Source organism: Micrococcus luteus (assembly GCF_014138885.1).
GTDB classification, from domain to species: Bacteria; Actinomycetota; Actinomycetes; order Actinomycetales; family Micrococcaceae; genus Micrococcus; species Micrococcus luteus.
Map to the genome: position 1 here is coordinate 1,266,739 of NZ_JACJIK010000001.1, position 21,285 is coordinate 1,288,023.

22 protein-coding genes are annotated in these 21,285 nt (G+C 73.5%); 11 read left to right on the forward strand and 11 right to left on the reverse strand.

Annotated features, from left to right (window positions below; genetic code table 11):
- Window positions 1-12: 12 nt before the first annotated feature.
- Entirely contained in the window at window positions 13-1,269 is a 1,257-nt protein-coding gene (locus HDA34_RS05765) for an ABC transporter permease (protein ID WP_101967238.1), read from the reverse strand.
- Entirely contained in the window at window positions 1,266-2,279 is a 1,014-nt protein-coding gene (locus HDA34_RS05770) for an ABC transporter ATP-binding protein (protein WP_049147236.1), read from the reverse strand. The genes HDA34_RS05765 and HDA34_RS05770 overlap by 4 nt, the downstream gene beginning before the upstream one ends.
- A gap of 228 nt (window positions 2,280-2,507) precedes the next feature.
- On the opposite strand from HDA34_RS05770, the gene HDA34_RS05775 reads away from it, so the two are divergent.
- On the forward strand, window positions 2,508-3,794 hold the full coding sequence (locus tag HDA34_RS05775; RefSeq protein ID WP_036384130.1) for an aspartate kinase: 1,287 nt from the start codon (window positions 2,508-2,510) through the stop codon (window positions 3,792-3,794).
- A gap of 126 nt (window positions 3,795-3,920) precedes the next feature.
- Here the strand turns inward: HDA34_RS05775 and HDA34_RS05780 are convergent, their stop codons facing one another.
- The gene (locus HDA34_RS05780; protein ID WP_134376997.1) at window positions 3,921-6,905 is read right to left on the reverse strand and encodes a S8 family serine peptidase; all 2,985 of its coding nucleotides are present in this window, start codon (window positions 6,903-6,905) and stop codon (window positions 3,921-3,923) included.
- Between the two features lie 268 nt (window positions 6,906-7,173).
- Between HDA34_RS05780 and HDA34_RS05785 the strand changes: the two genes are divergently transcribed.
- From HDA34_RS05785 to HDA34_RS05795, 3 genes are all read left to right on the forward strand, one after another.
- A complete protein-coding gene (locus HDA34_RS05785; protein WP_134376998.1) occupies window positions 7,174-8,244 on the forward strand; it encodes a 3-methyladenine DNA glycosylase in 1,071 nt (356 codons plus the stop codon).
- Window positions 8,245-8,339: 95 nt separating this feature from the next.
- Complete coding sequence (locus HDA34_RS05790; RefSeq protein WP_041103638.1) at window positions 8,340-10,211, forward strand: alpha/beta hydrolase; 1,872 nt, start codon at window positions 8,340-8,342, stop codon at window positions 10,209-10,211.
- A 203-nt stretch (window positions 10,212-10,414) separates the two neighbouring features.
- Window positions 10,415-11,407, forward strand: coding sequence for a GNAT family N-acetyltransferase (locus HDA34_RS05795; protein WP_044658687.1), 993 nt, complete (start codon window positions 10,415-10,417; stop codon window positions 11,405-11,407).
- Between the two features lie 221 nt (window positions 11,408-11,628).
- Here the strand turns inward: HDA34_RS05795 and HDA34_RS05800 are convergent, their stop codons facing one another.
- Entirely contained in the window at window positions 11,629-11,991 is a 363-nt protein-coding gene (locus HDA34_RS05800; RefSeq protein ID WP_020621445.1) for a VOC family protein, read from the reverse strand.
- Between the two features lie 615 nt (window positions 11,992-12,606).
- Between HDA34_RS05800 and HDA34_RS05805 the strand changes: the two genes are divergently transcribed.
- The 3 genes from HDA34_RS05805 (at window position 12,607) to HDA34_RS05815 (ending at window position 13,562) form a co-directional block, all read left to right on the forward strand.
- On the forward strand, window positions 12,607-13,113 hold the full coding sequence (locus HDA34_RS05805; RefSeq protein ID WP_020621444.1) for a hypothetical protein: 507 nt from the start codon (window positions 12,607-12,609) through the stop codon (window positions 13,111-13,113).
- Between the two features lie 3 nt (window positions 13,114-13,116).
- Window positions 13,117-13,320 (forward strand): helix-turn-helix transcriptional regulator, encoded by a 204-nt coding sequence (locus HDA34_RS05810; RefSeq protein ID WP_002856639.1) that lies wholly within the window; start codon window positions 13,117-13,119, stop codon window positions 13,318-13,320.
- A gap of 86 nt (window positions 13,321-13,406) precedes the next feature.
- Complete coding sequence (locus HDA34_RS05815) at window positions 13,407-13,562, forward strand: hypothetical protein (protein WP_166795201.1); 156 nt, start codon at window positions 13,407-13,409, stop codon at window positions 13,560-13,562.
- A gap of 38 nt (window positions 13,563-13,600) precedes the next feature.
- Here the strand turns inward: HDA34_RS05815 and HDA34_RS05820 are convergent, their stop codons facing one another.
- The gene (locus tag HDA34_RS05820; protein ID WP_102708209.1) at window positions 13,601-14,047 is read right to left on the reverse strand and encodes a YchJ family protein; all 447 of its coding nucleotides are present in this window, start codon (window positions 14,045-14,047) and stop codon (window positions 13,601-13,603) included.
- Entirely contained in the window at window positions 14,044-14,208 is a 165-nt protein-coding gene (locus HDA34_RS05825; protein ID WP_158530781.1) for a hypothetical protein, read from the reverse strand. Before HDA34_RS05825 ends, HDA34_RS05820 begins: the two co-directional genes overlap by 4 nt.
- Window positions 14,209-14,384: 176 nt before the next feature.
- Here HDA34_RS05825 and purS point away from each other — a divergent pair, with 176 nt between their 5' ends.
- The 3 genes from purS to purL are packed head-to-tail and all read left to right on the forward strand — an operon-like array spanning window position 14,385 to window position 17,745.
- Window positions 14,385-14,651 carry a phosphoribosylformylglycinamidine synthase subunit PurS gene (gene purS, locus HDA34_RS05830; protein ID WP_002856633.1) on the forward strand — a complete coding sequence of 89 codons (267 nt, stop codon included), beginning with the start codon at window positions 14,385-14,387 and terminating at the stop codon, window positions 14,649-14,651.
- Window positions 14,648-15,442, forward strand: coding sequence for a phosphoribosylformylglycinamidine synthase subunit PurQ (gene purQ / locus HDA34_RS05835; RefSeq protein ID WP_070708867.1), 795 nt, complete (start codon window positions 14,648-14,650; stop codon window positions 15,440-15,442). The genes purS and purQ overlap by 4 nt, the downstream gene beginning before the upstream one ends.
- The gene (purL, locus tag HDA34_RS05840; RefSeq protein ID WP_041103643.1) at window positions 15,439-17,745 is read left to right on the forward strand and encodes a phosphoribosylformylglycinamidine synthase subunit PurL; all 2,307 of its coding nucleotides are present in this window, start codon (window positions 15,439-15,441) and stop codon (window positions 17,743-17,745) included. The genes purQ and purL overlap by 4 nt, the downstream gene beginning before the upstream one ends.
- A 91-nt stretch (window positions 17,746-17,836) precedes the next feature.
- On the opposite strand, the gene HDA34_RS05845 is transcribed toward purL, so the two are convergent.
- The 5 genes from HDA34_RS05845 to HDA34_RS05860 all read right to left on the reverse strand — a co-directional run bounded on the left by HDA34_RS05845 (window position 17,837) and on the right by HDA34_RS05860 (window position 20,812).
- Window positions 17,837-18,640, reverse strand: coding sequence for an anti-sigma factor (locus tag HDA34_RS05845; protein WP_060973475.1), 804 nt, complete (start codon window positions 18,638-18,640; stop codon window positions 17,837-17,839).
- Window positions 18,627-19,025 carry an RNA polymerase sigma factor gene (locus HDA34_RS05850; RefSeq protein ID WP_225348885.1) on the reverse strand — a complete coding sequence of 133 codons (399 nt, stop codon included), beginning with the start codon at window positions 19,023-19,025 and terminating at the stop codon, window positions 18,627-18,629. The genes HDA34_RS05845 and HDA34_RS05850 overlap by 14 nt, the downstream gene beginning before the upstream one ends.
- A 24-nt stretch (window positions 19,026-19,049) precedes the next feature.
- The gene (locus tag HDA34_RS11960) at window positions 19,050-19,175 is read right to left on the reverse strand and encodes a hypothetical protein (protein ID WP_255419541.1); all 126 of its coding nucleotides are present in this window, start codon (window positions 19,173-19,175) and stop codon (window positions 19,050-19,052) included.
- 76 nt (window positions 19,176-19,251) lie between these two features.
- The gene (locus HDA34_RS05855; protein WP_158604212.1) at window positions 19,252-19,686 is read right to left on the reverse strand and encodes a class F sortase; all 435 of its coding nucleotides are present in this window, start codon (window positions 19,684-19,686) and stop codon (window positions 19,252-19,254) included.
- 307 nt (window positions 19,687-19,993) lie between these two features.
- Complete coding sequence (locus tag HDA34_RS05860; RefSeq protein WP_134377000.1) at window positions 19,994-20,812, reverse strand: DUF4397 domain-containing protein; 819 nt, start codon at window positions 20,810-20,812, stop codon at window positions 19,994-19,996.
- A 191-nt stretch (window positions 20,813-21,003) separates the two neighbouring features.
- Here HDA34_RS05860 and HDA34_RS11965 point away from each other — a divergent pair, with 191 nt between their 5' ends.
- Window positions 21,004-21,204, forward strand: coding sequence for a P-type ATPase actuator domain-containing protein (locus HDA34_RS11965; RefSeq protein ID WP_036384100.1), 201 nt, complete (start codon window positions 21,004-21,006; stop codon window positions 21,202-21,204).
- Window positions 21,205-21,285: the final 81 nt, after the last annotated feature.

Sequence of the window (21,285 nt, forward strand, 5' to 3'; positions counted from 1 at the left end):
CGCCGGCCCGGCTCAGGCCACGCGCGTGCCGGCGGGCAGCCGCCCGGCCGGGGTGTCCAGGCGACGGTGGCCCCACCAGCCCAGCCCGGCCACCAGCACACCCTGCATCGCCAGGCCGAGCGGCCACACCGGCCAGGTGCCCTGCCGGTCCGGCACGCCGCTCTGGTCGAGACCGCGCAGCTCGCCGTCGAGGCACTCGACGTCCCGGACGGGGTCACGCTGGGTCCAGCGCAGGCCCACGGACAGCAGGTTGAGCGGCCCGGGCTCCGCCCAGGTCCCGTCCTCGACGAGCCCGCCCTCCCAGGGGGACGCATCCGCGAGGACGGCGTAGGGGTTCGCCGCGAGCAGCCATCCGCTGCGCCGCGGGTCGGGGATCGTCCGGGTGGTCACCGGGCCGACGCACCGGTCGGCGATCCCGTCGTACAGCTCCGGGTGCGCCGCCTCCCACTCGGCCCAGGCCCGCTCCGCCTCCTCCGGGGTCATCTTCTCGAGCTCCGCCTCGGTGAACGGCTCCGCCGTCATGGAGCCGTACTCGGCGTCGTTGGCCCGCACCTCGGTCTGCAGGAACTGCAGGGACAGCCCGAAGGCCACCAGGGTGCCGATCGTCAGCGCCGCCACGATCAGGTACGTCACCACGACGGCGAACAGCGTGCGCCCGGCGATGGCCGAGACGGCCACGCCGATCCCCGCGATCATGCCGAACTCCACGAGGATCATCACGAGCCCCACCAGCACGGCCCACGGGGACACGCGTCCCACCACGGCCGCGACCGCGAGCCACGGCAGCGCGGCCGCGAGGAACGCGGCGGAGGCGATCCACGCGGCCAGCCACTTGCCCGCCATCAGGTGCCCGGTCCGCAGCAGGGTGACCTGGGTGATGGCCAGGGTGCCGCCGGCACGGTCGCCCGAGATCGCGTTGGCCGCCAGGGCGGGCGAGACCAGCAGCGAGAGGGTGAGGACGAAGAGCAGGACGCCGTCGAAGAGCGTCCGCCCCAGGGCGCGCATCTGCTGCTCCGCCAGCTCCGGCTCCAGGCCGGACGCCTCCATCTCCGTCATGCCCAGGCTCCGCAGCCCGAGGGCGCCGAGGGTCACCGCCCCCACCACCACGAAGAAGACGCCCAACAGCACGTACCAGCCGCGCGAGCGCAGCCGCTGACGCAGTTCCATGCCCACCACGGTGGCCACGGCCTGGGCCGCGCCGAGGCGTCCCCCCGGCTGCGGCTGCGGCGGGCGGCGGTCGTGGATCGAGGTCGCGACAGCGGTGCTCACGGCCGGTCTCCTTCGGTGCGGGGGCCCTCCAGATGGAGGCCCAGGTAGGCGTTCTCGAGGCGGGAGCCCTCCGGGGCGAAGTGGCTGACGAGCACACCCTCGCGCACGAGGTCCGCGAGCAGCGCGGCCGCGGCGGCCTCGCCCCGCAACTGCACCACGACGCCGTCCCGGCGCTGGCCCGCGCCGGCGCCGGTGGCCGCGGTGACGGTCAGGCCGCGGGTCTCGAGGGCGCGGACGAGGGTGTCCCGGGCCGTCGGGTCGGGCCCGGCGATCCGGTAGGGGCGGGCGAGGCCGTCGGCGGCGCGGAACTCCTGGGTGGCCACCGTGGCGCCCTCACGGAGGAACACGGCGCGATCGGACATCTCCTCGAGCTCGGCGAGCACGTGGGAGGAGACGAGCACGGCGGTGCCGGCTGCGGCCATGGCGCGCAGGTCGTCCCGCAGCCGGATGCGGGCGGCCGGGTCGAGGCCGTTGGCGGGTTCGTCCAGGAGCAGGACGGAGGGCCGATGCACGGTGGCCCGAGCCAGGGACAGGCGCTGCTGCTGGCCGCGGGAGAGCACGCGGGCGGGCCGGTGGGCGAACTCCGTGAGCTCGACCCACGCGAGCTGCTCGTCCGCGCGCGCCGACGCCTCCGCCTTCCCCATGCCGTAGAGCCGGCCCAGGCTGGCGAGGATGTCGTGGCAGGTCAGCTCCTCCCACACGCCCAGGGTGTCGGGCATCCAGCCGAGCCGCCGCCGGGCCTCGACGGGCTCGCGCACCGCGTCCACCCCGGCCACGGACACGGCGCCGGCGTCCGGGCGCAGCAGGGTGGCCAAGATGAGCAGGAGCGTGGTCTTGCCCGAGCCGTTCGGGCCGACGAGGGCCGTCACGGAGCCGGCGGGCACGGTGAGGGAGACGTCCCGCACCGCATGGACGGCGCCGAACGAGCGGGCGAGGCCGTGGGCCACGATCCCGTCGTGGGCGGCCGCCCCCAGGACGGGTGAGGCGGGCGGGGGTGCTGGAGCGGTCATGGCCCCATCCTTGCCGGGCCGTGCTCGGACGCGGATCCACCCGGGGGATGATCCCGGCGCCGATCCGAGCCCGACCGGGGCCGCAGGCGGGGCCGCGGGCGCCGTCGTCCTGACCGGCCGCGGGCGCCGGGTCCAGCATCCGGAACAGGGGTTCACCTGGCGGACCCGCGCGGGTGCGCGCCCCTAGACTTGGCCCGAACCGACCCTCGATCCCGTCCGGAGCGACCCATGAGTCTCATCGTCCAGAAGTTCGGCGGCTCCTCCGTGGCCGATGCCGCCGGCATCCAGCGCGTGGCCCGCCGCGTCGCGGACACGGTCCGGGCCGGGAACCGCGTGTGCGTCGTGGTCTCGGCCATGGGCGACACCACGGACGAGCTGCTCGACCTCGCCGCCGAGCTCACGCAGGACGCGCCCGCACGCGAGATGGACATCCTGCTCTCGGCCGGCGAGCGCATCTCCATGTCCCTGCTGGCGATGGCCATCCACGCCGAGGGCGTCGAGGCCCGCTCCTACACCGGCTCCCAGGCCGGCATGCTGACGGACACCTCGTACGGCCGGGCCCGGATCGTCAAGGTCAACCCCCACCGCGTGCAGGAGGCCCTCGACGCCGGCCGCGTGGCCATCGTGGCCGGGTTCCAGGGCATGAGCCCCGAGTCCAAGGACATCACCACCATGGGCCGCGGCGGCTCGGACACCACGGCCGTCGCCCTCGCCGCCGCGCTCGGCGCGGACGTGTGCGAGATCTACACGGACGTGGACGGCGTCTACTCGGCGGACCCGCGCGTCGTACCGACCGCCCGCAAGCTCACCGAGCTCTCCTCCGAGGAGACCCTCGAGATGGCGGCCTCCGGATCCAAGGTGCTGCACCTGCGCTCCGTGGAGTACGCGCGCCGCTTCGGCGTGCCGCTGCACGTGCGCTCCTCCTTCTCCGACCATGAGGGCACCTGGATCATGCCCGACCCGAACGACACCATCACCCTTCAGGAAGGCGCTCCCATGGAACAGCCCATCGTCTCCGGCGTCGCCCACGACCGCTCCGAGGGCAAGGTCACGATCGTCGGCGTCCCCGACGTGCCCGGCAAGGCCGCCGAGATCTTCCGCGTGATCGCCGTGTCCAACGTGAACATCGACATGATCGTGCAGAACATCTCCCGCGAGGGCTCGGGTCGCACGGACATCTCCTTCACCCTGCCGATCGTGGAGGGCAAGGACGCCATGGCCGCCCTGCGCGCCGCCCAGGACCGGATCGGCTTCCAGGACATCGTCTCGGACCCGGAGATCGGCAAGCTCTCGCTGATCGGCGCGGGCATGCGCTCCAACCCGGGCGTCTCCGCCACCTTCTTCAAGGCCCTCGCCGACGCCGGCGTGAACGTGGACCTCATCTCCACCTCGGAGATCCGCATCTCCGTGGTCACCGCCGAGAGCAAGCTCGACGACGCCGTCCGCGCCGTGCACGCCGCCTTCGGCCTCGACGCCGAGGAGGAGGCCACGGTCTACGGCGGCACCGGCCGCTGACGCCGCACCCGCCGCTGCCCTACTCACCACGACGCCGGCCCCGCACCTTCAGCGTGAAGGTGCGGGGCCGGCGTCGTGGTGGGCGGTTCCTCCCGTTCCGTCAGCGAGGACGGAGGGGGTGGGCGGTCACGGGACCTGGACGGTCACGTCGGTCGTGATGCCCGCGTCCCAGGTGACGAGGCCCTTCCAGGTGCCCGAGGTCAGGCCGGACCAGGAGAGGGTCGCCTCGGTGGCCTTGCCCGAGGTCACGGGGACCGGGTTCGGGGAGACGGTGAGGTTGCCCGCGTCCTCGCGCAGCTTGAGCGTCTCGAGGGTGCCGGTGTCCTTGCCGCCGTTGGCCGCGTACAGGTGGCCCACCACGGTGTAGGCACCCGGGGTGGGGTTGGCGATCGTCAGCGTCTCGGACTCGTCCGCGGTCGCCCGGGAGAGCTGCTTGCCCTCGGGGGTGATCACGTACAGGTCCCAGTCGGCGCCGGCGGCGCCCGCGCTGATCGAGGCCACCAGGGACTGGGTGCCCTCCTCCACGGTCACCGTGGACACGGCCAGTGCGCTGGACACGAGCGAGTTGCTCGCGGTGGCGGCGGCCACGGTGGAGTCCACCCTGCCCAGGCCCAGGACCTGCGGGGTCAGCTCACCGGTCACGCCGGGGGTGATCTCCACATTGGCGGAGCCGGTGGCGCCCGAGCCCTCGACGGCGGAGGTGACGGCCGCGGACTTCGCCTTGACGGTGACCGGGGAGGTCACCGCCGGGACGGCCTTGCCCTTGGCGGTGGTCCAAGACATGGAGCCGTGGGTCCAGGTGTTCACCGCGGCGTCGGTGCGGGTGACGGTCAGCTCGACGTCGGCGGACTGGCCGGCCTTCAGGTCCAGCACGGCCGGGGAGGCGGTCACCTCGAAGCCGGGCACGTTCGCGGAGAACCGCCAGCGGCCGTTCTCCAGGGCGGTCACGGTGCGGGTCACGGTGGCCGAGCCGACGACGTCGGGGATCGCCAGGGACGGGACGTTCACGTCACGACCGGCGATGTCGCCGCGCAGCAGCGCGTCCCACTGCTCCTTGCCGGAGTCGTAGACCAGGCCCGGGCGGGCGGCGGCGGCCGGATCGGCGGAGCCGGCGCCCGTGGCGAAGTTGTCCGTGTTCACGGTGCCGTCGGCGTTGTACACGTCGCCGGCGGTGGTCATGAGGGCGGACTTCACGGCCATCGGGGACCAGGCCGGGTACTTGCCGATCAGCAGCGTGGCCATGCCGGCCAGGTTCGGCGAGGCCATGGACGTGCCGGACATGAGGCCGAACGTGTTGCCGTGGTAGTCGGGGTCCAGCGGGGAGACACCGGCGATCACGTTCACGCCGGGGGCGGCGAGGTCGGGCTTCAGGAGCTCCTGGTTCACGGCGTTGGCCGGGCCGCGGGAGGAGAAGCCGGCGATCTGGGGCAGCGGGTCCTCCGGCAGGCCGGTGGTGTCGCCCGGGACGATCGTGGCGGTGAGGTCGGAGGACTTCACCTTCTCGATCACGCCGTTGTCGTTCATGTGCACGGTCGGCACCGCGTGGATGTCCGCGTCCAGCGAGCCGGACGGGGTGTTCACGAGGATCATGCCGACGCCGCCGGCCTCCTCCACCACCTGCGACTTCTCGGTGCGGGCGTTCCCGCCGCGCTCGCAGAGCACGATCTTGCCGGCGGCCTCCTCGGTGAGCCCGCCGGGCAGGCAGAGACGCGCGGCCTCGGCGTCGCCGGCGGCGGCCTCGGACGCGTGGATGACCTCGGCCGGGCCCACGCCGGTGCGGGCCGAGGAGGCGCCGCGGAGCTGCGTGCCGTCGGAGAACTGCACGGTGGCGGTGAGCTCGTTGGAGAACGTCTCCGCGGCCACGGTGGTCAGCCACGGGGAGCCGTGGTTCACGGTGTTCGGGCCGGGGCCGGAGTTGCCGCCGGAGGCGGCCACGAAGATGCCGGCCTCGGCGGCGGACTTGAAGGCCATGGCCACCGGGTCCACGATCGAGGTGTTGGAGCCGGAGATCGAGTAGTTCAGCACGTCCACGTTGTTCTCGATGGCCTGCTCGATGGCGGCCACGGAGGCGGAGGTGTAGCAGCCGCCGGTGTTCGGGTCGGTGTCCTCCCAGCAGATCTTGTAGGAGATCAGGTGAGCGGCCGGGGCCACGCCCGCGCCCTCGCCGAAGGAGTCGCCGTCGATGGTCTGCTCCACCCCGGTGTTGCCGAGGATGGTGGTGGCCACGTGGGTGCCGTGGGAGAACACGCCCAGCGGGGAGATGCGCTCCTCCGGGGCCCGCTCGTCCACCGGGACGAAGCGCTCGAAGTCGTCGGAGAAGGCGTAGGCGCCGATCAGCTTGGAGTCGCACGACGACGCCGGGAAGTCCGGGCCGGTCTCGCACTCGGCCGTGGCGGTGGTGCCGTCCGCCTTGAGCACGGCGATCTGGCCGTCCGCGGTGCGGTACGGCACGCCGACCTTGGCCTTGCCCTTGAGCGGCTGGACGGGCTGACCGTCGATGAACGGGTTGTCCGGGTGGATGCCGGAGTCGATGACGCCGACCACCACGCCCTTGCCCGCGTTCTCGGCCTTGCCGTACACGGACTTCCAGGTGCCCTTCTTGCCGGGCAGGCCGAGGAATTCGGTGGAGCTGTAGTCCGGGGCCACCTGCTCGTCCGGTGCGACGCCGAGCACGGCCGGGTCCTTCGCGATCGCCTGGGCCTCCTCGGCGGTCAGCTCGGCGACGAACGCGTTCACGGCGCGCTGGAAGGAGATCTCGGCCTTGGCGCCGTGGGCCTTCGCGACCTTCGCCTGCTGGCGCTGGAGCTTGGCCTCGTAGTTCTTCACGCGCGGGTGCGAGGGGTCGAACTTCGCCTTCGGGGCGGCGCCCGGAACGGCGCCGGCCTCGGGGGCGGTCACCGACGGCTGGTCCTTCAGGACCACGAAGTAGCGGGCGTCCTCGAACTGCTGCTGGACCTGCACCTCGCCCTGCGGGCTGGAGACGGTGCTGCCGTCGGGCAGTTCGACGGCGGTGGCCGACACCGCGAGCGCGGGAGCGGCCACGAGGCTCGCGCCGGCGACGGCCGCGGCCAGGGCCCGGCGGCGCCGGGCAGGGGTGGGGTTCTGAGGCATTGCCTCCGCCTTTCTCATCAAGGTCCGCCCAGCTCTCGCCCGTGGCACGCCGGCGGGGATGGCGCCGGGGGACGGGGAGATCGACACCCATGTGATGAGCGCCACAGCGAGACACATGCAATCTACCGTCCGGTAGGGCGTTTGACCAGATCTTTGTCAGGCAACGTCCAGGACCGTCGAATAGGGGCCGCCGGGGCGCGCTCCCCGCGTCGGCATCACGTGGGCCCGCTCGCTCGTGAGGGGCGCCACGGGGGAGGATGGTGGGGCCATGCCCGAGCCACGCACCGCCCCCGCACCCCCGCCGACCGCCGTCGTCGCCCTGTCCGCCGACGTGTGGCGGGCCCACGCGCGGGCGCACCGCGAGCGCATCGCCCGACGCACGGACCCGCTGGTGGCCCTGCGGATGCGCGGTGAGAAGCACCCGGTGCAGGACTTCCTCTTCGGCTACTACACGCACTCCCCCGCCGCGCTGCAGCGCTGGCACCCCGGGCCGGGGGTCCTCCTCGCGGACGACGACGGCGCCGCGGCCCGCGCCGAGGCGGCCGAGCTGGGCACGACCCCACGGGGCGAGTGGAAGCACTACCGGCGCGTCGAGGCCGGTGAGGTGGCGGGCGCCGTCGTCGACGGCCGCCCGGTGGGCGGCTGGCTGGTGGACGTGGCGGCGGTGCTGGCCGACCGCGCGTCGGGGGTGGCGTTCACGCGGGACCTGCTCGCGCGCACGGCGGAGCGGACGCCGCGCCTGGGCTGCTTCGGGCTGCACGAGTGGGCGATGGCATACCGCTCGGACGTGCACGGGGTGCGGCACTCCCAGCTGCCGCTGCGGCTCGGGGCCGAGGGGACGGACGCGGTGGTGGAGGGCTCGCGGATCCGGTGCACGCACTTCGACGCGTTCCGGTTCTTCGCGCCCGAGGCCCGCGACCGCAACGAGGGCGACGACGGCGTCCTGCCCACGCGCGCCGGGATGCGGGAGATGGAACAGCCCGGCTGCCTGCACGCGGGGATGGACCTGTACAAGTGGGCGTACAAGCTGGTGCCGGTGGTCGCCTCGGGCCTGCTCGCGGACTGCTTCGACCTCGCGTGGGACATCCGCCGGCTGGACATGGAGGCCTCGCCGTACGACCTGACCGGGGTGGACGACCTCTCCGACGGGTGCGGCGGCTACGCGGCCGTGCGGATCGAGGAGCCGACCGGGCGTGCCGAGTACGCGCGGCGGCAGCGCGAGTTCGCCGAGCGGGGGCAGGCGCTGCGGGTGCGGCTGCTGGCGGTGCTGGACGAGGCCGTGGGGGCGGCCCCTGGGACCGGGCCGGACGCCGAGTGGACTTCCAGCGCACGTCCATGATTAGGATGGCCGCTCTACAGGCTGTGAGGCGCATCACTCGCGTCATCCGGTGACCGCCCCGGCCCTCTCCGCACCGAACGACTCGAGGACCTGACGTGACCAGAACCGTTCCAGCTCGCCGCCGCACCACGCTCGCCGCCGCCGTCGCGGCCGTCTCGCTCGCCGTCACGGCCGCCGCCCCCGCGCTCTCCGCGCCCGGCAACGGCAACGGCAACGGCAACGGGTCCGCATCGCAGGGTCAGGCCCGCTCCAACGACCTCTCCGCCACGCGCGGCAACAAGGTCAACGACGCCGCCGCGCTCGCGCCGCACCTCGTGGGCCAGACGCTGGACTGGGATGCCTGCGACTTCGGCAGCGAGCGCCTCAACGCCCGGTTCAACGCGATCCCCGGCACCGCGTGCGCCGACGTCACGGTGCCCCGCGACTGGAAGAACCCCGAGGACGGCCACACCATCACCCTGCGCTTGGCCAAGACCGAGACCTCGAAGGGCAACCCGGAGCGCCAGGGCATCGCACTGGTGAACCCCGGCGGCCCGGGCGGCTCCGGCCTGCCCTGGGGCCCCGCCATGGCCGAGCGCGCCCCGGAGCTCGCCGAGCAGTACGACTTCATCGGCTTCGACCCCCGCGGCGTGGGCCAGTCCACCGCCCTGGAGTGCACCTACACGCCGAACCCCGAGCACGACGTGTGGCAGGACACGAAGGCCCAGGTCGACGCGTGCCTCGAGAACGAGCTCACCCCCTACATCACCACCGAGCAGACCGTGTACGACATGGACTTCATCCGCGCCGTCCTGGGCGAGGAGAAGACCTCCTACATCGGCTACTCGTACGGCACCTGGCTGGGCAGCTGGTACCAGCGCGTCTTCCCCCAGCACGCGCACCGGTTCCTGCTGGACTCCGCCGTCGACATCTCCCGCGACGGGCTCCAGACCACCTGGGACCTGCAGCCGCGCTCCCGCGACCGCCAGTTCCAGGACGCGATGCTCCCCTACGTGGCCCGGCACGACGAGATCTTCGGCCTCGGGGACGACCCGATGCAGATCCGGCAGCGCTGGGAGGACGGGGGCGGCACCCGCACCCAGCTCGGCATGATCGTCGCCGGTTCGTTCCTGCTGCCGGCCATGTACGACACGTCCCAGTACCTCGACGCCGGGTCCGTCATCGCCGCCTACATCCGCATCATGGAGTCCGAGGCCGCGGCCACGGACCCCGCGGGGCAGCGCACCCAGATCGAGCGCATCCTGGCCGAGGCCCGTGCGTCGCTGCCGGCCGAGGAGCGCGACTCCTTCGACCGCTTCGCCGCCCGCGGCCTGGAGACCGTGGGCGAGCGCGAGCAGCTCGTCGCCGCCACCCAGGCCGGTGACGCCGTCACCTTCGAGGGCGCGTTCTCGGCGATCCGCTGCCAGGACGGCCAGTGGAACACCTCGCAGGGATACTGGACCTCGTGGGTGGACGACCTCGGTCGCAAGGCCCCGTGGATCGGTGTGCTGATGGGCCCGTCGGAGTGCATGTACTGGCCCGCCCAGACCTCCATGCCCTCCCAGCCCGGCGGCAAGGGTGCCCCGAACACCGTGATCGTGCAGTCCGAGCTGGACGCGGCGACCCCGTACGAGGGCGGCCACCGCGCCGCCGGCGTGCTGCGCAACACGTCCCTGATCTCCGTGGACAACGAGGGCACCCACGGCCTGTTCCCGTACGGCACCGAGTGCGTGGACACGCCCATCCGTGACTACTTCCTGACCGGCGCCCAGCCGGCCGAGAAGTCGCTGTGCGACGCCGTCCCGCTCCCGCTCGAGACCCAGCCGGTCCAGGTGGCCGGGACCCCGACGCACAAGGGCGACATCAAGATCTCGATGCGCACCGACGCCGTGCGCGAGGCCAACCGGATCACCCACGACGCGATCGAGCGTCAGCTGATCGACTCCCGCGCGGTGACCCCGGACGTCGAGGCCTTCCTGGAGGACTGACGGCCCGGGCACCCCGGCACCCGGCTCGCCCCCGACGGCCCGGCGACTCCCCCGCGGAGACGCCGGGCCGTCGTCGCGCCCGGGGCGGCCCTGCAACGCTGGTTGGGTTGTCGCGGGTGCCGCCGCCCCACACCCCCGATAACTCAACCCGCGATGGGCAGCCGGAGGGGTGGCGTCGACGCCGAGGCCGATAGCCTCGCGCCATGATCCTGCACATCACCCTCCCGGAGGACTGGGCCGCCGCGCGTCGCACCGGCCGCTACACGGCGTCGACGCGCGGCGCCTCGATCGACGACGTCGGCTTCCTCCACGCCTCCGACGACGCCGCCCAGGTAGGAGTCGTCGGCGCGGCGATCTACCCGGACCGGCCGGACGCGTTCGTCTGCGGCCTGGACGAGGACGAACTGGCGGGGGCCGGCCTGCGGGTGCGGCGCGAGCCGGGAGACCCCTCCGATCCCCACTCGGCCGAGTTCCCGCACGTCTATCCGGGCGGGGCCGCCTCCGGGCACATCCCGTGCTCGATGCTCACCCCCGTGACCGACCCACGGGCGGACGCCCGCGTGCACCGCGAAGACTCGGCCGAGGCCGCTGCGCTGCTCGACGCCGGGTGGAGCGTGCGATCCCGCTCCTGGGGCGCGCGCCTCCACCTCGACGACGACGCCGACCTGGCGCCCTACCGTGGCCACATCGCGGCGGCCGAAGCGCGGGGAATCGAGGTGCGGAGACTGACCGCCGTCGACCTGCCTGCCCTGCGCGCCCTCGACGAGGAAGCGGCTCCCCGATTCCCGCACACCGACGGCTCCCGTCACGAGCCGCTGCCGGACGACCTCGAGGCCCGACTGTCCACCCCAGAGGGGCTCGCCGTGGGGGCCTTCGAGGGAGGCGTGCTCATCGGATTCACCCTGACGTTCCGCTCCCCTGCCCGGTGGGAGGTCGACCGCACCGCGGTCGCGGCCGAGCACGAGAACCGTGGCGTGGCGAAGGCCGTCAAGGCGGCGACCGTCCTGGCGACCCATGCCCGCGGTGGGCGCGAGTGGGGAACCGGCGGCGCCGAGTCCAACGCGGCGTCCCTGCGGATGAACGCGGCCCTCGGGTTCCGTCTCGAGCCTGCCTGGCTCGGGCTGACCCCGCCCACGACGTGGGAGGAGTTCGCGCGGGCCCCGGCGTCAAGCTCCCTTGACGACAAGGTCACTTGACTGTCAAGCTTGCTTCACAACGTCCGGTCGGACGGCCCCCACAGAGCCTCCGAGGCGGGCCGGGCCACCGGCCCAGGGCATCGACCACAGGAGGGCCCCATGACCACGAACCACTCCCGCCACACCACCGCCGCCGCGGACGGCCCGGGCACCCGGTACCCGGTCCGCCCCGACGGCCCGGCGACTCCCCCGCGGAGACGCCGGGCCGTCGTGGGGTCGGCTCAGCCGTCGAGGATGCAGAACTCGTTGCCCTCGGGGTCGGCGAGGACGGCCCAGCCGAGGTCGACGCGGCGGTCGTCGACCATCGCGGCGCCGAGGGCGAGCGCCCGCTCGATCTCGGCGTCGCGCGTCGAGCCGGCGGCCGCGCGCAGGTCCATGTGGGCGCGGTTCTTCACGCGCTTGGCGTCCGGGACGCGGAAGAAGAGGACGACCTGCCCGTCAGGGCCGACGAGTGAGCACTCGTCCGACCCCGGGCGGTAGAGGTGAGGCTCGTCGACCTCCCAGCCGAGCAGCGCGCGCCAGAACTCGGCGATGGCGTGGGGGTCCAGCGCGTCCCACGTGGTGTGAGAGAGACGGAGGGACATGGCGGCTCCTCAGGAACGGGCCGGGGCGGGCGGGGACGACTCCACGCGAGCCAAGGGCGCGGCACCCCGGGCAAGGCGGGTTGACTTGTCACGGGTATTCACCGCCCAGACCCGCGACAAGTCAACCCGCGTTGGCCGGACGGGCGGACGGACGGCGGAGGGCCGGGTCACCCGCGGATGTGTCGCATCACGAGCCGCGGGATCGCGCTGCGCGGGCTGATGCTGCACCACGCGACGGGCTCGCCGTCCGAGTACCGACGACGCCGGGCGCAGGCTCCCCCGCAGCGAGCGCCCGCATGGTGTCCTCGCGGGGGTCGCCGGGCGCGTGCCTCTGCGGCGCTGAGAGCCGGGGGGACAGGCACCAGCAGTGCGTGGCGCGGCGGTTCGGGTTGACGACGTGCGCGAAGTCGTCGAAGCGGTCGGCGGTGAGCGGGTGCACCTCGAAGGCCATGCGGCCAGCATCGTGGGCGGCGGTGGAGGCGTCCACGGCGAGGCCCAGCTCCGCCGCCGCCCTGTCGGGCCACCGTCAAGCAGACTTGACGTCAAACTCTCTTTACTGTCAAGCTTGCTTCACACGACGGGGACAAACCCCGGCCCCGCCCCGGAGGGACCGCCATGGCCACCACGCCGCACACCACCACCGACCTCGCCCGCGACCGCCGCCCCCGCTGGGGCCGCTCCGCCCGTCTGGGCGGCGGGTCCGGGCGACTGATCCTCGTCAGCCTCGTGGCCGGCGTCGTCATCGCCCTGCTGATCGGGGCCGCGTCCTACGGTCTGGCCTCGAGCCAGGGCGACGCCGGTCCCCGCTTCCCGGCGGTCACGGGCGCGGTCATGGCGGCGTCGGCGCTCCCGGTCGGCGCAGCCCTCGCCTGGCTGTTCCTCGTGGACCGCACCACCCTGCGCGGCGCCGTCCGGGACACCGAGGAGACCATCGAAGGCCGGTGGCTCGAGAAGGCGCAGTCCGGCGCGTTCGGCGACCTGCTCGTGGTGCTGGGCCTGGGCACGTTCGTCGTCGCCCTGGCGGGGTGGCAGCCCAGCCTCCCCCTCGTGGGCGCCGGGCTGCTCCTCTTCGCGGGCGCCTCGGTGGCCGTCCGCTACGCGCTCCAGAAGCGCCGGGGCTGAGCCGTGGAGAACACCATCCCCGACGAGCGTGCCCGCCTCGGCTGGTCGCAGCAGCGGCTCGCCGACGAGCTCGGCGTCTCCCGGCAGACCGTCATCTCTCTCGAGAAGGGCCGCTACGACCCCTCGCTCCCGCTCGCCTTCCGCCTGGCGGCCGTGTTCGGGCGGCGGATCGAGGACCTGTTCACCCCGGACGGCAACGCGGGTTGAGTTGTCGCGGGTCCGGGCGCCCAGCACCCGTGACAAGTCAACCCGCGTTGGGCCCGGGGCGGCGTGGGGCATGAGAGGCTGGGGCCATGGATCGAGAGCTGCGCACCCCTCCGGAGCTGGAGGGCGTGGACTGGCACGACGACGCCCCGCGTCGCCCCCGCCCGATCGTCACCCTGGTGGCGTGGGTCGCCATCCTGGGCCTGGTCCTCAGCGTGGGCGCCGGGATCTTCTCCGCCTTCTGACGCGGCACCGCCGGCCGCCGTCCGACGCGCCCCCGGCCTCAGCGCACGTCGCCGTCCACGTAGCGCCAGATCCCGTCCTCACGGCGGAACCGGCTGACCTCATGGAGTCGGAACCGGCCCTCGGCCCCCGCGCCGACGGCCACGAACTCCACGGTCCCGGCGTCCTGGAACGGCCCGCCGTCCCGCACGTCCAGCACCGCCAGGCGGGTGAACCGCGGAGCCTGCTCCCCCGCGGCCGGCAGCAGCTCGGCCGCGGTGGGCCGGTGCTCGGGAACCCAGGTCGCGGCGAGATAGTCGGCCATCGCCCGCGCCTCTGCCGGCCCGGCCTCGCCCAGCCGCGCGAACGCCGTGTACCGGGAGCGCATGAGCGCCTCGGCGGTGGGCGCGGTCAGGGCGCCGTCCCGGGCGAAACGCGCGTGCAGGCGACCGCAGCACGCCGCGAGCCCGGCTCCGGACCCGCAGGGGCAGGGCTCGGGGCGGGTCACCGGCGCGGGCGTCCGGTCGCGCGACGCCGGGCGGAGCGGGCCTTGATGCGGCGCACTCCCGTCAGCACGACGCCGGCCGCCGCGGCGAGCAGCGCGGGGCCGAGCGGGCTGATCGGCCGGCGTCGGCCGAGCGGGGACATACGGGTCTGCTGAGGTCTCATGCCGCCAGGCTACGCCGGGCCGGCTGCCGCGTGCCGCCCCCATCACACCCACGATCCCGCGTCCGGGCGGCCGAGTAGACTGGCCGGGCAAGCACGCGGAGCGCCCAGGGCCGGGCGTGAGACGGCATCTACACCGTCCTGCTCCGCGGCATCGTCCCGCACCCAGGAGCGTGTTCATGCCCATCATCGTCGTCGACGTCATGCCCAAGCCCGAGATCCTCGATCCGCAGGGCAAGGCGATCAACGGGGCCCTGCCCCGCCTCGGCTTCACCGAGTTCAGCCAGGTCCGCCAGGGCAAGCGCTTCGAGCTCACCGTGGAGGGCGAGGTCACCGACGAGATCCTCGCCCAGGCCCGCACGGCCGCCGAGGAGATGCTGTCCAACCCCGTCATCGAGGACGTCGTGAACGTGGCCGTCCTGGACGAGGCCGAGGGCGCCCGATGACCGAGCTCCCCCTCATCGGCGACTACTCGACGCCGACGACGCCGCTCAGCGGCGCGCGCATCGGCGTCATCACCTTCCCCGGCACCCTGGACGACGTGGACGCGCTGCGCGCCGTCCGCCTCGCCGGCGCCGAGCCCGTCTCCCTGTGGCACGCCGACGCGGACCCGCAGCGGACACTCGCCGGCGTGGACGCCGTCGTGATCCCGGGCGGCTTCTCCTACGGCGACTACCTGCGCGCCGGCGCGATCGCGCGCTTCGCCCCCATGATGGACGCGGTGGCGACGGCGGCCGGCGGCCCCGAGGGCGACGCGGACGGCCTGCCGGTGCTCGGCATCTGCAACGGCTTCCAGATCCTCACCGAGTCGCACCTGCTGCCGGGCTCGATGGTCAAGAACGACCACCTGCACTTCATCTGCCGCGACCAGGAGCTGGTCGTGGAGAGCACGGACACCGTGTGGACCCGCGACTTCGAGCAGGGCCAGACCATCACCGTGCCCCTGAAGAACCAGGACGGCCAGTACGTGGCGGACGAGACGACCCTCGACGCCCTCGAGGCCGAGGGCCGCGTGGTGTTCCGCTATCAGGGCTGGAACCCGAACGGCTCGCGCCGGGACATCGCGGGCATCGCGAACCCGGCCGGCAACGTCGTCGGTCTGATGCCGCACCCGGAGCACGCCGTGGAGACGGGCTTCGGCCCGGACACCGCCGCCGGCCCCCGCTCCGGCGTGGACGGCCTCGGCTTCTTCACCTCCGTCCTGACCACCCTCGCCAGCCGTGGAGGCCATGCATGAGCCAGCAGTTCAACATCGAGACGGTCGCGGACGCCCAGGCGACGCCGGACGTCGAGCAGCCCTGGGCCGAGCTGGGCCTGAAGGAGAACGAGTACGCCGAGATCAAGAAGATCCTCGGCCGCCGCCCCACCGCGGCCGAGCTGGCCATGTACTCGGTCATGTGGTCCGAGCACTGCTCGTACAAGTCCTCTAAGGTGCACCTGCGCCAGTTCGGCGAGAAGCTCACCGACGAGATGAAGCAGCACATGATGGTGGGCATCGGCGAGAACGCCGGCGTGACCGACCTCGGTGACGGCTGGGCCGTGACGTTCAAGGTCGAGTCCCACAACTCGCCCTCCTACGTGGAGCCCTACCAGGGCGCGGCCACGGGCATCGGCGGCATCGTGCGCGACATCATCTCCATGGGTGCCCGCCCGGTGGCCGTGATGGACCCGCTGCGCTTCGGCGCGATCGACCACCCGGACACCGCCCGCGTGTTCCACGGCGTGGTGGCCGGCATCGGCGGCTACGGCAACTCCCTGGGCCTGCCGAACATCGGCGGCGAGACCCGCTTCGACCCGATCTACCAGGGCAACCCGCTCGTCAACGCCCTCGCCGTGGGCGTGCTCAAGCACGAGGACCTGCGTCTGGCCAACGCCTCCGGCGTGGGCAACAAGGTAGTTCTGTTCGGCGCCCGCACCGGCGGTGACGGGATCGGCGGCGCCTCCGTGCTGGCCTCCGAGTCCTTCGACGGCGACGGCAAGCCCGCCAAGCGCCCCTCGGTGCAGGTCGGCGACCCCTTCTCCGAGAAGGTGCTCATCGAGTGCTGCCTCGAGCTGTTCCGCGACTCCCTCGTCGAGGGCATCCAGGACCTCGGCGCCGCCGGCATCTCCTGCGCCACCTCCGAGCTCGCCTCCAACGGCGAGGGCGGCATGCGCGTGGAGCTGACCGACGTGCTGCTGCGCGACTCCACGCTGACCCCGGGCGAGATCCTCATGTCCGAGTCGCAGGAGCGCATGATGGCCGTGGTGACGCCGGAGAACGTCGCCGCGTTCGAGGCCGTCATGGCAAAGTGGGACGTCGAGTACTCCTGGCTGGGCGAGGTCACCGGCGACGGCCGCCTGATCATCACCTGGGACGGCGAGGTCATCGTCGACGTGGACCCGCGCACCGTGGCCCACGACGGCCCGGTCTACGAGCGCCCGTACGCGCGTCCGGCCTGGCAGGACGAGCTCCAGGCGGACACGTTCCGCTCCTCCGAGGCCGGTCAGGACCTGCCCGCCACGGGCGAGGAGCTGCGCGCCGCCGTCGTGGAGCTGATGAGCTCCCCGAACCTGGCGGACACCTCTTGGATCACCCGCCAGTACGACCGCTACGTCCGCGGCAACACCGCCCTGGCGGCCCCGGACGACGCGGGTGTGGTGCGCGTGGACGAGGAGACCGGCATAGGCGTGGCCCTGGCCACGGACTGCAACGACCGGTTCACCTACCTGGACCCGTACACGGGCGCGCAGGCCTCCCTGGCCGAGGCGTACCGCAACGTCACCACCGCCGGGGCCGTGCCCCTGGCCGTCTCCGACTGCCTGAACTTCGGCTCCCCCGAGGACCCGGACGTGATGTGGCAGTTCGCGGAGGCCGTGCGCGGCCTGGCGGACGGCTGCCAGACCCTCGGCATCCCGGTGACCGGCGGCAACGTGTCCCTGTACAACCAGACGGGCAGCACCCCGATCCACCCCACCCCCACGGTGGCGGTGCTCGGCCAGCTCGACGACGTCCTGCGCCGCACCCCGTCCGGCTTCGCCCCGGACGCGGACGGCCAGGCGATCTACCTGCTGGGCGAGACCGCGGACGAGCTGGACGGCTCCGAGTTCGCGCGCCTGCGCGGCCACCTCGGCGGCCTGCCCCCGAAGGTCGACCTGAAGAAGGAGCGCCTGCTCGGCGAGCTGCTGGTCAACATGTCCCGGGACGGCATGATCGACGCCGCCCACGACGTCTCCGGCGGCGGCCTCGCGGCCACCCTGTCCGAGATGGTGCTGCGCTTCGGCGTGGGCGCCCGCGTGGTGCTGGACGAGGTGCTGCGCCGCGCCGGCGTGGACCTGTTCACCGCACTGTTCTCCGAGACGCAGGCGCGCGCCGTCGTGGCCGTGCCCCGCACCGAGGAGGTCCGGTTCACGGACATGACCACGGCCCGCGGCTACGCGGCCGTGCGCATCGGCGTGGTGGACGCCGACTCCGCGGCCCTCGAGGTCCAGGACGCCTTCACCCTGCCGATCGCGGAGCTGCGCGAGGCCTGGGAGGCCACCCTGCCGAAGCACTTCGGCTGAGCCTGGGACAGAAGCGACGAGCCCTGCGCAGTGGTGCCTATCCAGTACCGATAGGCCCCACTGCGCAGGGCTCGTCGTATCTCAGGGCTCGTCAGGTGGTCCGGTGCATCTCACCAACCCACAGGGAGAGCGTCGAGTGGGACGGGTCGCCGTCGAAGTGCTCATGCGAGACGTCCAGCACGGGGTAGGACGCCAGGTCGACGCCCTCCGGGACGGTCAGTGTCGTGTCCTGGCGGGTCACCGTGCCCAGCGAGATCATGCGGCTGGCGGCCTCGTCGCGGATCCAGACCTCCAGGTAGCCGTCCTCGGGGGCGGGCACCTGGGGCACATGCACGGCCAGGTGCATCTCCCCGTCGGCGGCACGCGTCATCTCCGCGCGGGCCGGCGATCCGTCGGTGGTCACGGACGCCATGACGGCGGTGCCGATGAGGTCGTCGCCGCCGCCCAGGGCGGCACCCACGGCCCCGCCGCCGATGACGAGCCCGGCGGCCGCCGCCGCGGCGACCGGCCACCAGCGGCCGCGGGCAGCGGACGGACCCGAGCCGATCGGACGGACGGGCGCGACGCCGTCGGGCGCGACATCCTCGCCCGTGGCCTCCCCCTGCAGTGGCCCGTCGTGAGCCACGGCCTCCGTCTCGGGTCCCAGCTCAGCGGCGATCCGCCCCCACAGGTGCGGCGGCGGGTCGGCCAGGTCCGGGGCGGGGCCGTCGAGGGCGGCCAGCACACGCAGGATGGCCTCCAGCTCGGCCGCGTCCTCCGGATGGAGCGACGCCGCGACGTCGGCGGGCGCGGCGAGCGGGCCGCCGTCGCCGCGCACGCGCTCGTGCAGCCGGACGGCGAGGTCGGAGATCTCCTCCGCGGGCTGTCGGCCGCGGGGATGCTCACGCTCGGGCATCGGCGGCCTCCAGACGGCTTCTCAGTGCGGCCAGGCCGCGGTGGATGTGGGAACGGACAGTGCCGAGCGGCATGTCGAGGCGCTCGGCGATCTGCTGGTGCGCCAGGTCCTCCAGGAAGGCGAGGCGCAGCACCTCGTCCTGGGGCGGACCCAACAGAGCGAGGGCGTCATGCACGACGACGGCGGCCACCACGGTGTCGCTGACCGCGTCCTCCGCGCCCTCGGCGCGGGGGAGGTGGACGACCTCCGCCTCCATCTTCCGCGCCTCACGAGCACGGCCGGCGAACATGTCGGCGATGACGCGACGGGTGATGCCCGTCAGCCACCCGCCGAGCGGCCGGGCGGGATCGTAGGTGTCCCGCGAGCGCCACGCCCGCGTGAACACCTGCTGGGCGGCGTCCTCGGCGTCCTACCGGCTGCGCAGCGCGGCGAGACACAGGGAGAAGACCAGGCGACCGTGGCGCTCGTACGCCTCGCGCACGGCGACGGCCTCCCCCGCGGCGAAGCGGCGGTCGAGCCCGTCGTCCTCAAACATGGGACTCCTCTCCCGCGGTGTGCTGCGTCGGCGCGGCGCGGCCCGATTCAGGCCAGACCTTCCGACAGGCTACCGGTCAGCCCTCGACGGGAGTGGCGATGGTCACGATGTTCTCCGTGTAGTCCCGCTCGTCCGGCAGCCATTCGCCGCCGCAGGTGATGAGGACGAGCTCGGCGGCGCCGTCCCGGCGGAAGTACGGGGACAGGTCCAGCTCGCCCTTCCCCAGACTCTGGGTGGAGGCCACCCGATAGCGCCGGGCGGTCCCCGCCGCATCCGTGACGGTGACCTCGTCGCCGACCGCGGCCTGCCGCAGCCCGTAGAGGGCCCCCACGGGATTGCGCGGTGAACCCGAATGGGAGGCGATCACCGCCGTCCCCTCAGGATCCCCGGGGGCCGAGCCGTGGCGGTACCAGCCGCCGACGGAGCTGTCGTCGGGCAGCTCCATCGCCCCGTCCTCCGTGACCCCGACCGAGACCACGCTCAGCGTGGCCCCGATGGCCGGATAGTCCACGCGCACGGGGATCCTGGCGTCGTCCGATGGGCTCTGGGTGGCGCGCCGGACGACGATCCCCGACGACGGCGTCCGCCCGGGGACGACCGGAGCCGCGGAGGGGGTTGCGGCCGGTGGAGTTCCCGTTCCCTCCGCGGGACCCGGCGTCATCGCGACGACGGAGCCTCGCCCCTGCTCGGACGGGAGGGAGGAGACCGCCGCCGACGGCGCGCAGCCGGTGAGGACGACGGCGGCGAGGGCGAGGACCACCGGCACACGGCCGGCGGTCCTCATCTCCGGGCGGGAGGGACCCCGCCCGCAGGACTCATCACGCACGGGCCGCCCGGCGGCGGGCCATGAGGACGGCGCCGGCGACCAGGGCGGCCGCACCGGTGCCGACGGCGGCCAGCATCCCGGTGGAGTCCTGGGCGGGGGCGACGTCGATGCCCGCGGGGACGGAGCCCGGCGCGCTGTGGTCGACGGCGACCTCCTGGGTGGCCAGCGCGAGGGTGCCGTCGGCGGCGGAGCCCCAGGCGTAGGCGATCGTGGTGACGCCGTCCTTGACCTCGACGTCGGCGGGGCCGATCACGGGGTCGGTGGTGCCGGCCACGGACACGGCGGCGGAGACGGTGCCGGCGGGCACCTCGAGGGAGGCCTCGTCCGGGTTCTCCAGGCCGGGCACGACGACGTCCTCGCCGGCCCAGACGTCCACGGCCGGGGCGGCGGCGATGTGACGCACGGTGAGGCGGCCCTCGCCGGCGGCGACGGCGCTCGTGTCGTTCTCGAACGCGGTCACCGTGGGCGTGCCGGCGGCGTCGAGGTGGGCGGCGGCGGTGTAGTCGCCGCCGTCGGCGAGGGTGAGGGTGACGGGACCGAGGATCGGGGCGGAGTCATCCATGGCGTCCGCGGCGGTGATGGCGACCTCGTAGTCGCCGGCGGCGAGCTCCAGGGGACCGGCGAGGTCGCCGGGCTCGAAGTCGTCCAGGGTGAGGGCACCGTTGACGTAGACGTCCACGGGGGTCGCGGGCACGGCGTGCAGCACGGAGAGCTCGGCGCCGGACGGGGCGTCCATGGCGGCGGCGGACAGGGGGGCGAGGACGGCGATGCCGAGGGCGGTGGTGACGGCGGCCGGGAGGGACTTGCGCATGGTGTCGTTCCTGTTCGTCGAGGGTCCTGCGGGGCGAGGCGCCGAATGCGCTCACACCAGGACTACCGACGCCGCGACCGATCCGTTGCAGAGGATTTTCCTCCCCCTCCGATCACGCGCCCTGCGCAGTGGGGCCCGTCGTGTTTCGGGGGCTCGTCAGAATTGAAGAAGGTCCGCCCCGTGGATTCATCGTGTACACACCCCTCCCGCGAGCCTCCCCGCCCCGCGGCCTGGGCGCCGTCGAGGGGCTCGACCGGGAAGAGGCCCTCCTCACCGGCGAGAACGACCCCGTCCCGACGCACGCGGGAGACGCCGTGCTCTCGGGCTCGGCCGTCGTCGCGGGCACGGGAGTGGTGCTCGCCATCGTCGTGGCCGTGCGCCTCAGTCGTTGACGCGGCGGGCTCCGATGACCAGAGTGATCCCAGGACAGCGCGCCAGCGCGCCGCCCGGCCCGTCCAAGAGGGTCGGCGCGG

Excerpts from the sequence above, each read along its gene's own strand:
- HDA34_RS05770 (WP_049147236.1), bottom strand. The coding sequence starts at position 2,279 with ATGACCGCTCCAGCACCCCCGCCCGCCTCACCCGTCCTGGGGGCGGCC.
- HDA34_RS05775 (WP_036384130.1), top strand. The coding sequence starts at position 2,508 with ATGAGTCTCATCGTCCAGAAGTTCGGCGGCTCCTCCGTGGCCGATGCC.
- HDA34_RS05780 (WP_134376997.1), bottom strand. The coding sequence starts at position 6,905 with ATGCCTCAGAACCCCACCCCTGCCCGGCGCCGCCGGGCCCTGGCCGCG.
- HDA34_RS05785 (WP_134376998.1), top strand. The coding sequence starts at position 7,174 with ATGCCCGAGCCACGCACCGCCCCCGCACCCCCGCCGACCGCCGTCGTC.
- HDA34_RS05795 (WP_044658687.1), top strand. The coding sequence starts at position 10,415 with ATGATCCTGCACATCACCCTCCCGGAGGACTGGGCCGCCGCGCGTCGC.
- HDA34_RS05800 (WP_020621445.1), bottom strand. The coding sequence starts at position 11,991 with ATGTCCCTCCGTCTCTCTCACACCACGTGGGACGCGCTGGACCCCCAC.
- HDA34_RS05805 (WP_020621444.1), top strand. The coding sequence starts at position 12,607 with ATGGCCACCACGCCGCACACCACCACCGACCTCGCCCGCGACCGCCGC.
- HDA34_RS05815 (WP_166795201.1), top strand. The coding sequence starts at position 13,407 with ATGGATCGAGAGCTGCGCACCCCTCCGGAGCTGGAGGGCGTGGACTGG.
- HDA34_RS05825 (WP_158530781.1), bottom strand. The coding sequence starts at position 14,208 with ATGAGACCTCAGCAGACCCGTATGTCCCCGCTCGGCCGACGCCGGCCG.
- purS (WP_002856633.1), top strand. The coding sequence starts at position 14,385 with ATGCCCATCATCGTCGTCGACGTCATGCCCAAGCCCGAGATCCTCGAT.
- purQ (WP_070708867.1), top strand. The coding sequence starts at position 14,648 with ATGACCGAGCTCCCCCTCATCGGCGACTACTCGACGCCGACGACGCCG.
- purL (WP_041103643.1), top strand. The coding sequence starts at position 15,439 with ATGAGCCAGCAGTTCAACATCGAGACGGTCGCGGACGCCCAGGCGACG.
- HDA34_RS05845 (WP_060973475.1), bottom strand. The coding sequence starts at position 18,640 with ATGCCCGAGCGTGAGCATCCCCGCGGCCGACAGCCCGCGGAGGAGATC.
- HDA34_RS11960 (WP_255419541.1), bottom strand. The coding sequence starts at position 19,175 with ATGTTTGAGGACGACGGGCTCGACCGCCGCTTCGCCGCGGGGGAGGCC.
- HDA34_RS05860 (WP_134377000.1), bottom strand. The coding sequence starts at position 20,812 with ATGCGCAAGTCCCTCCCGGCCGCCGTCACCACCGCCCTCGGCATCGCC.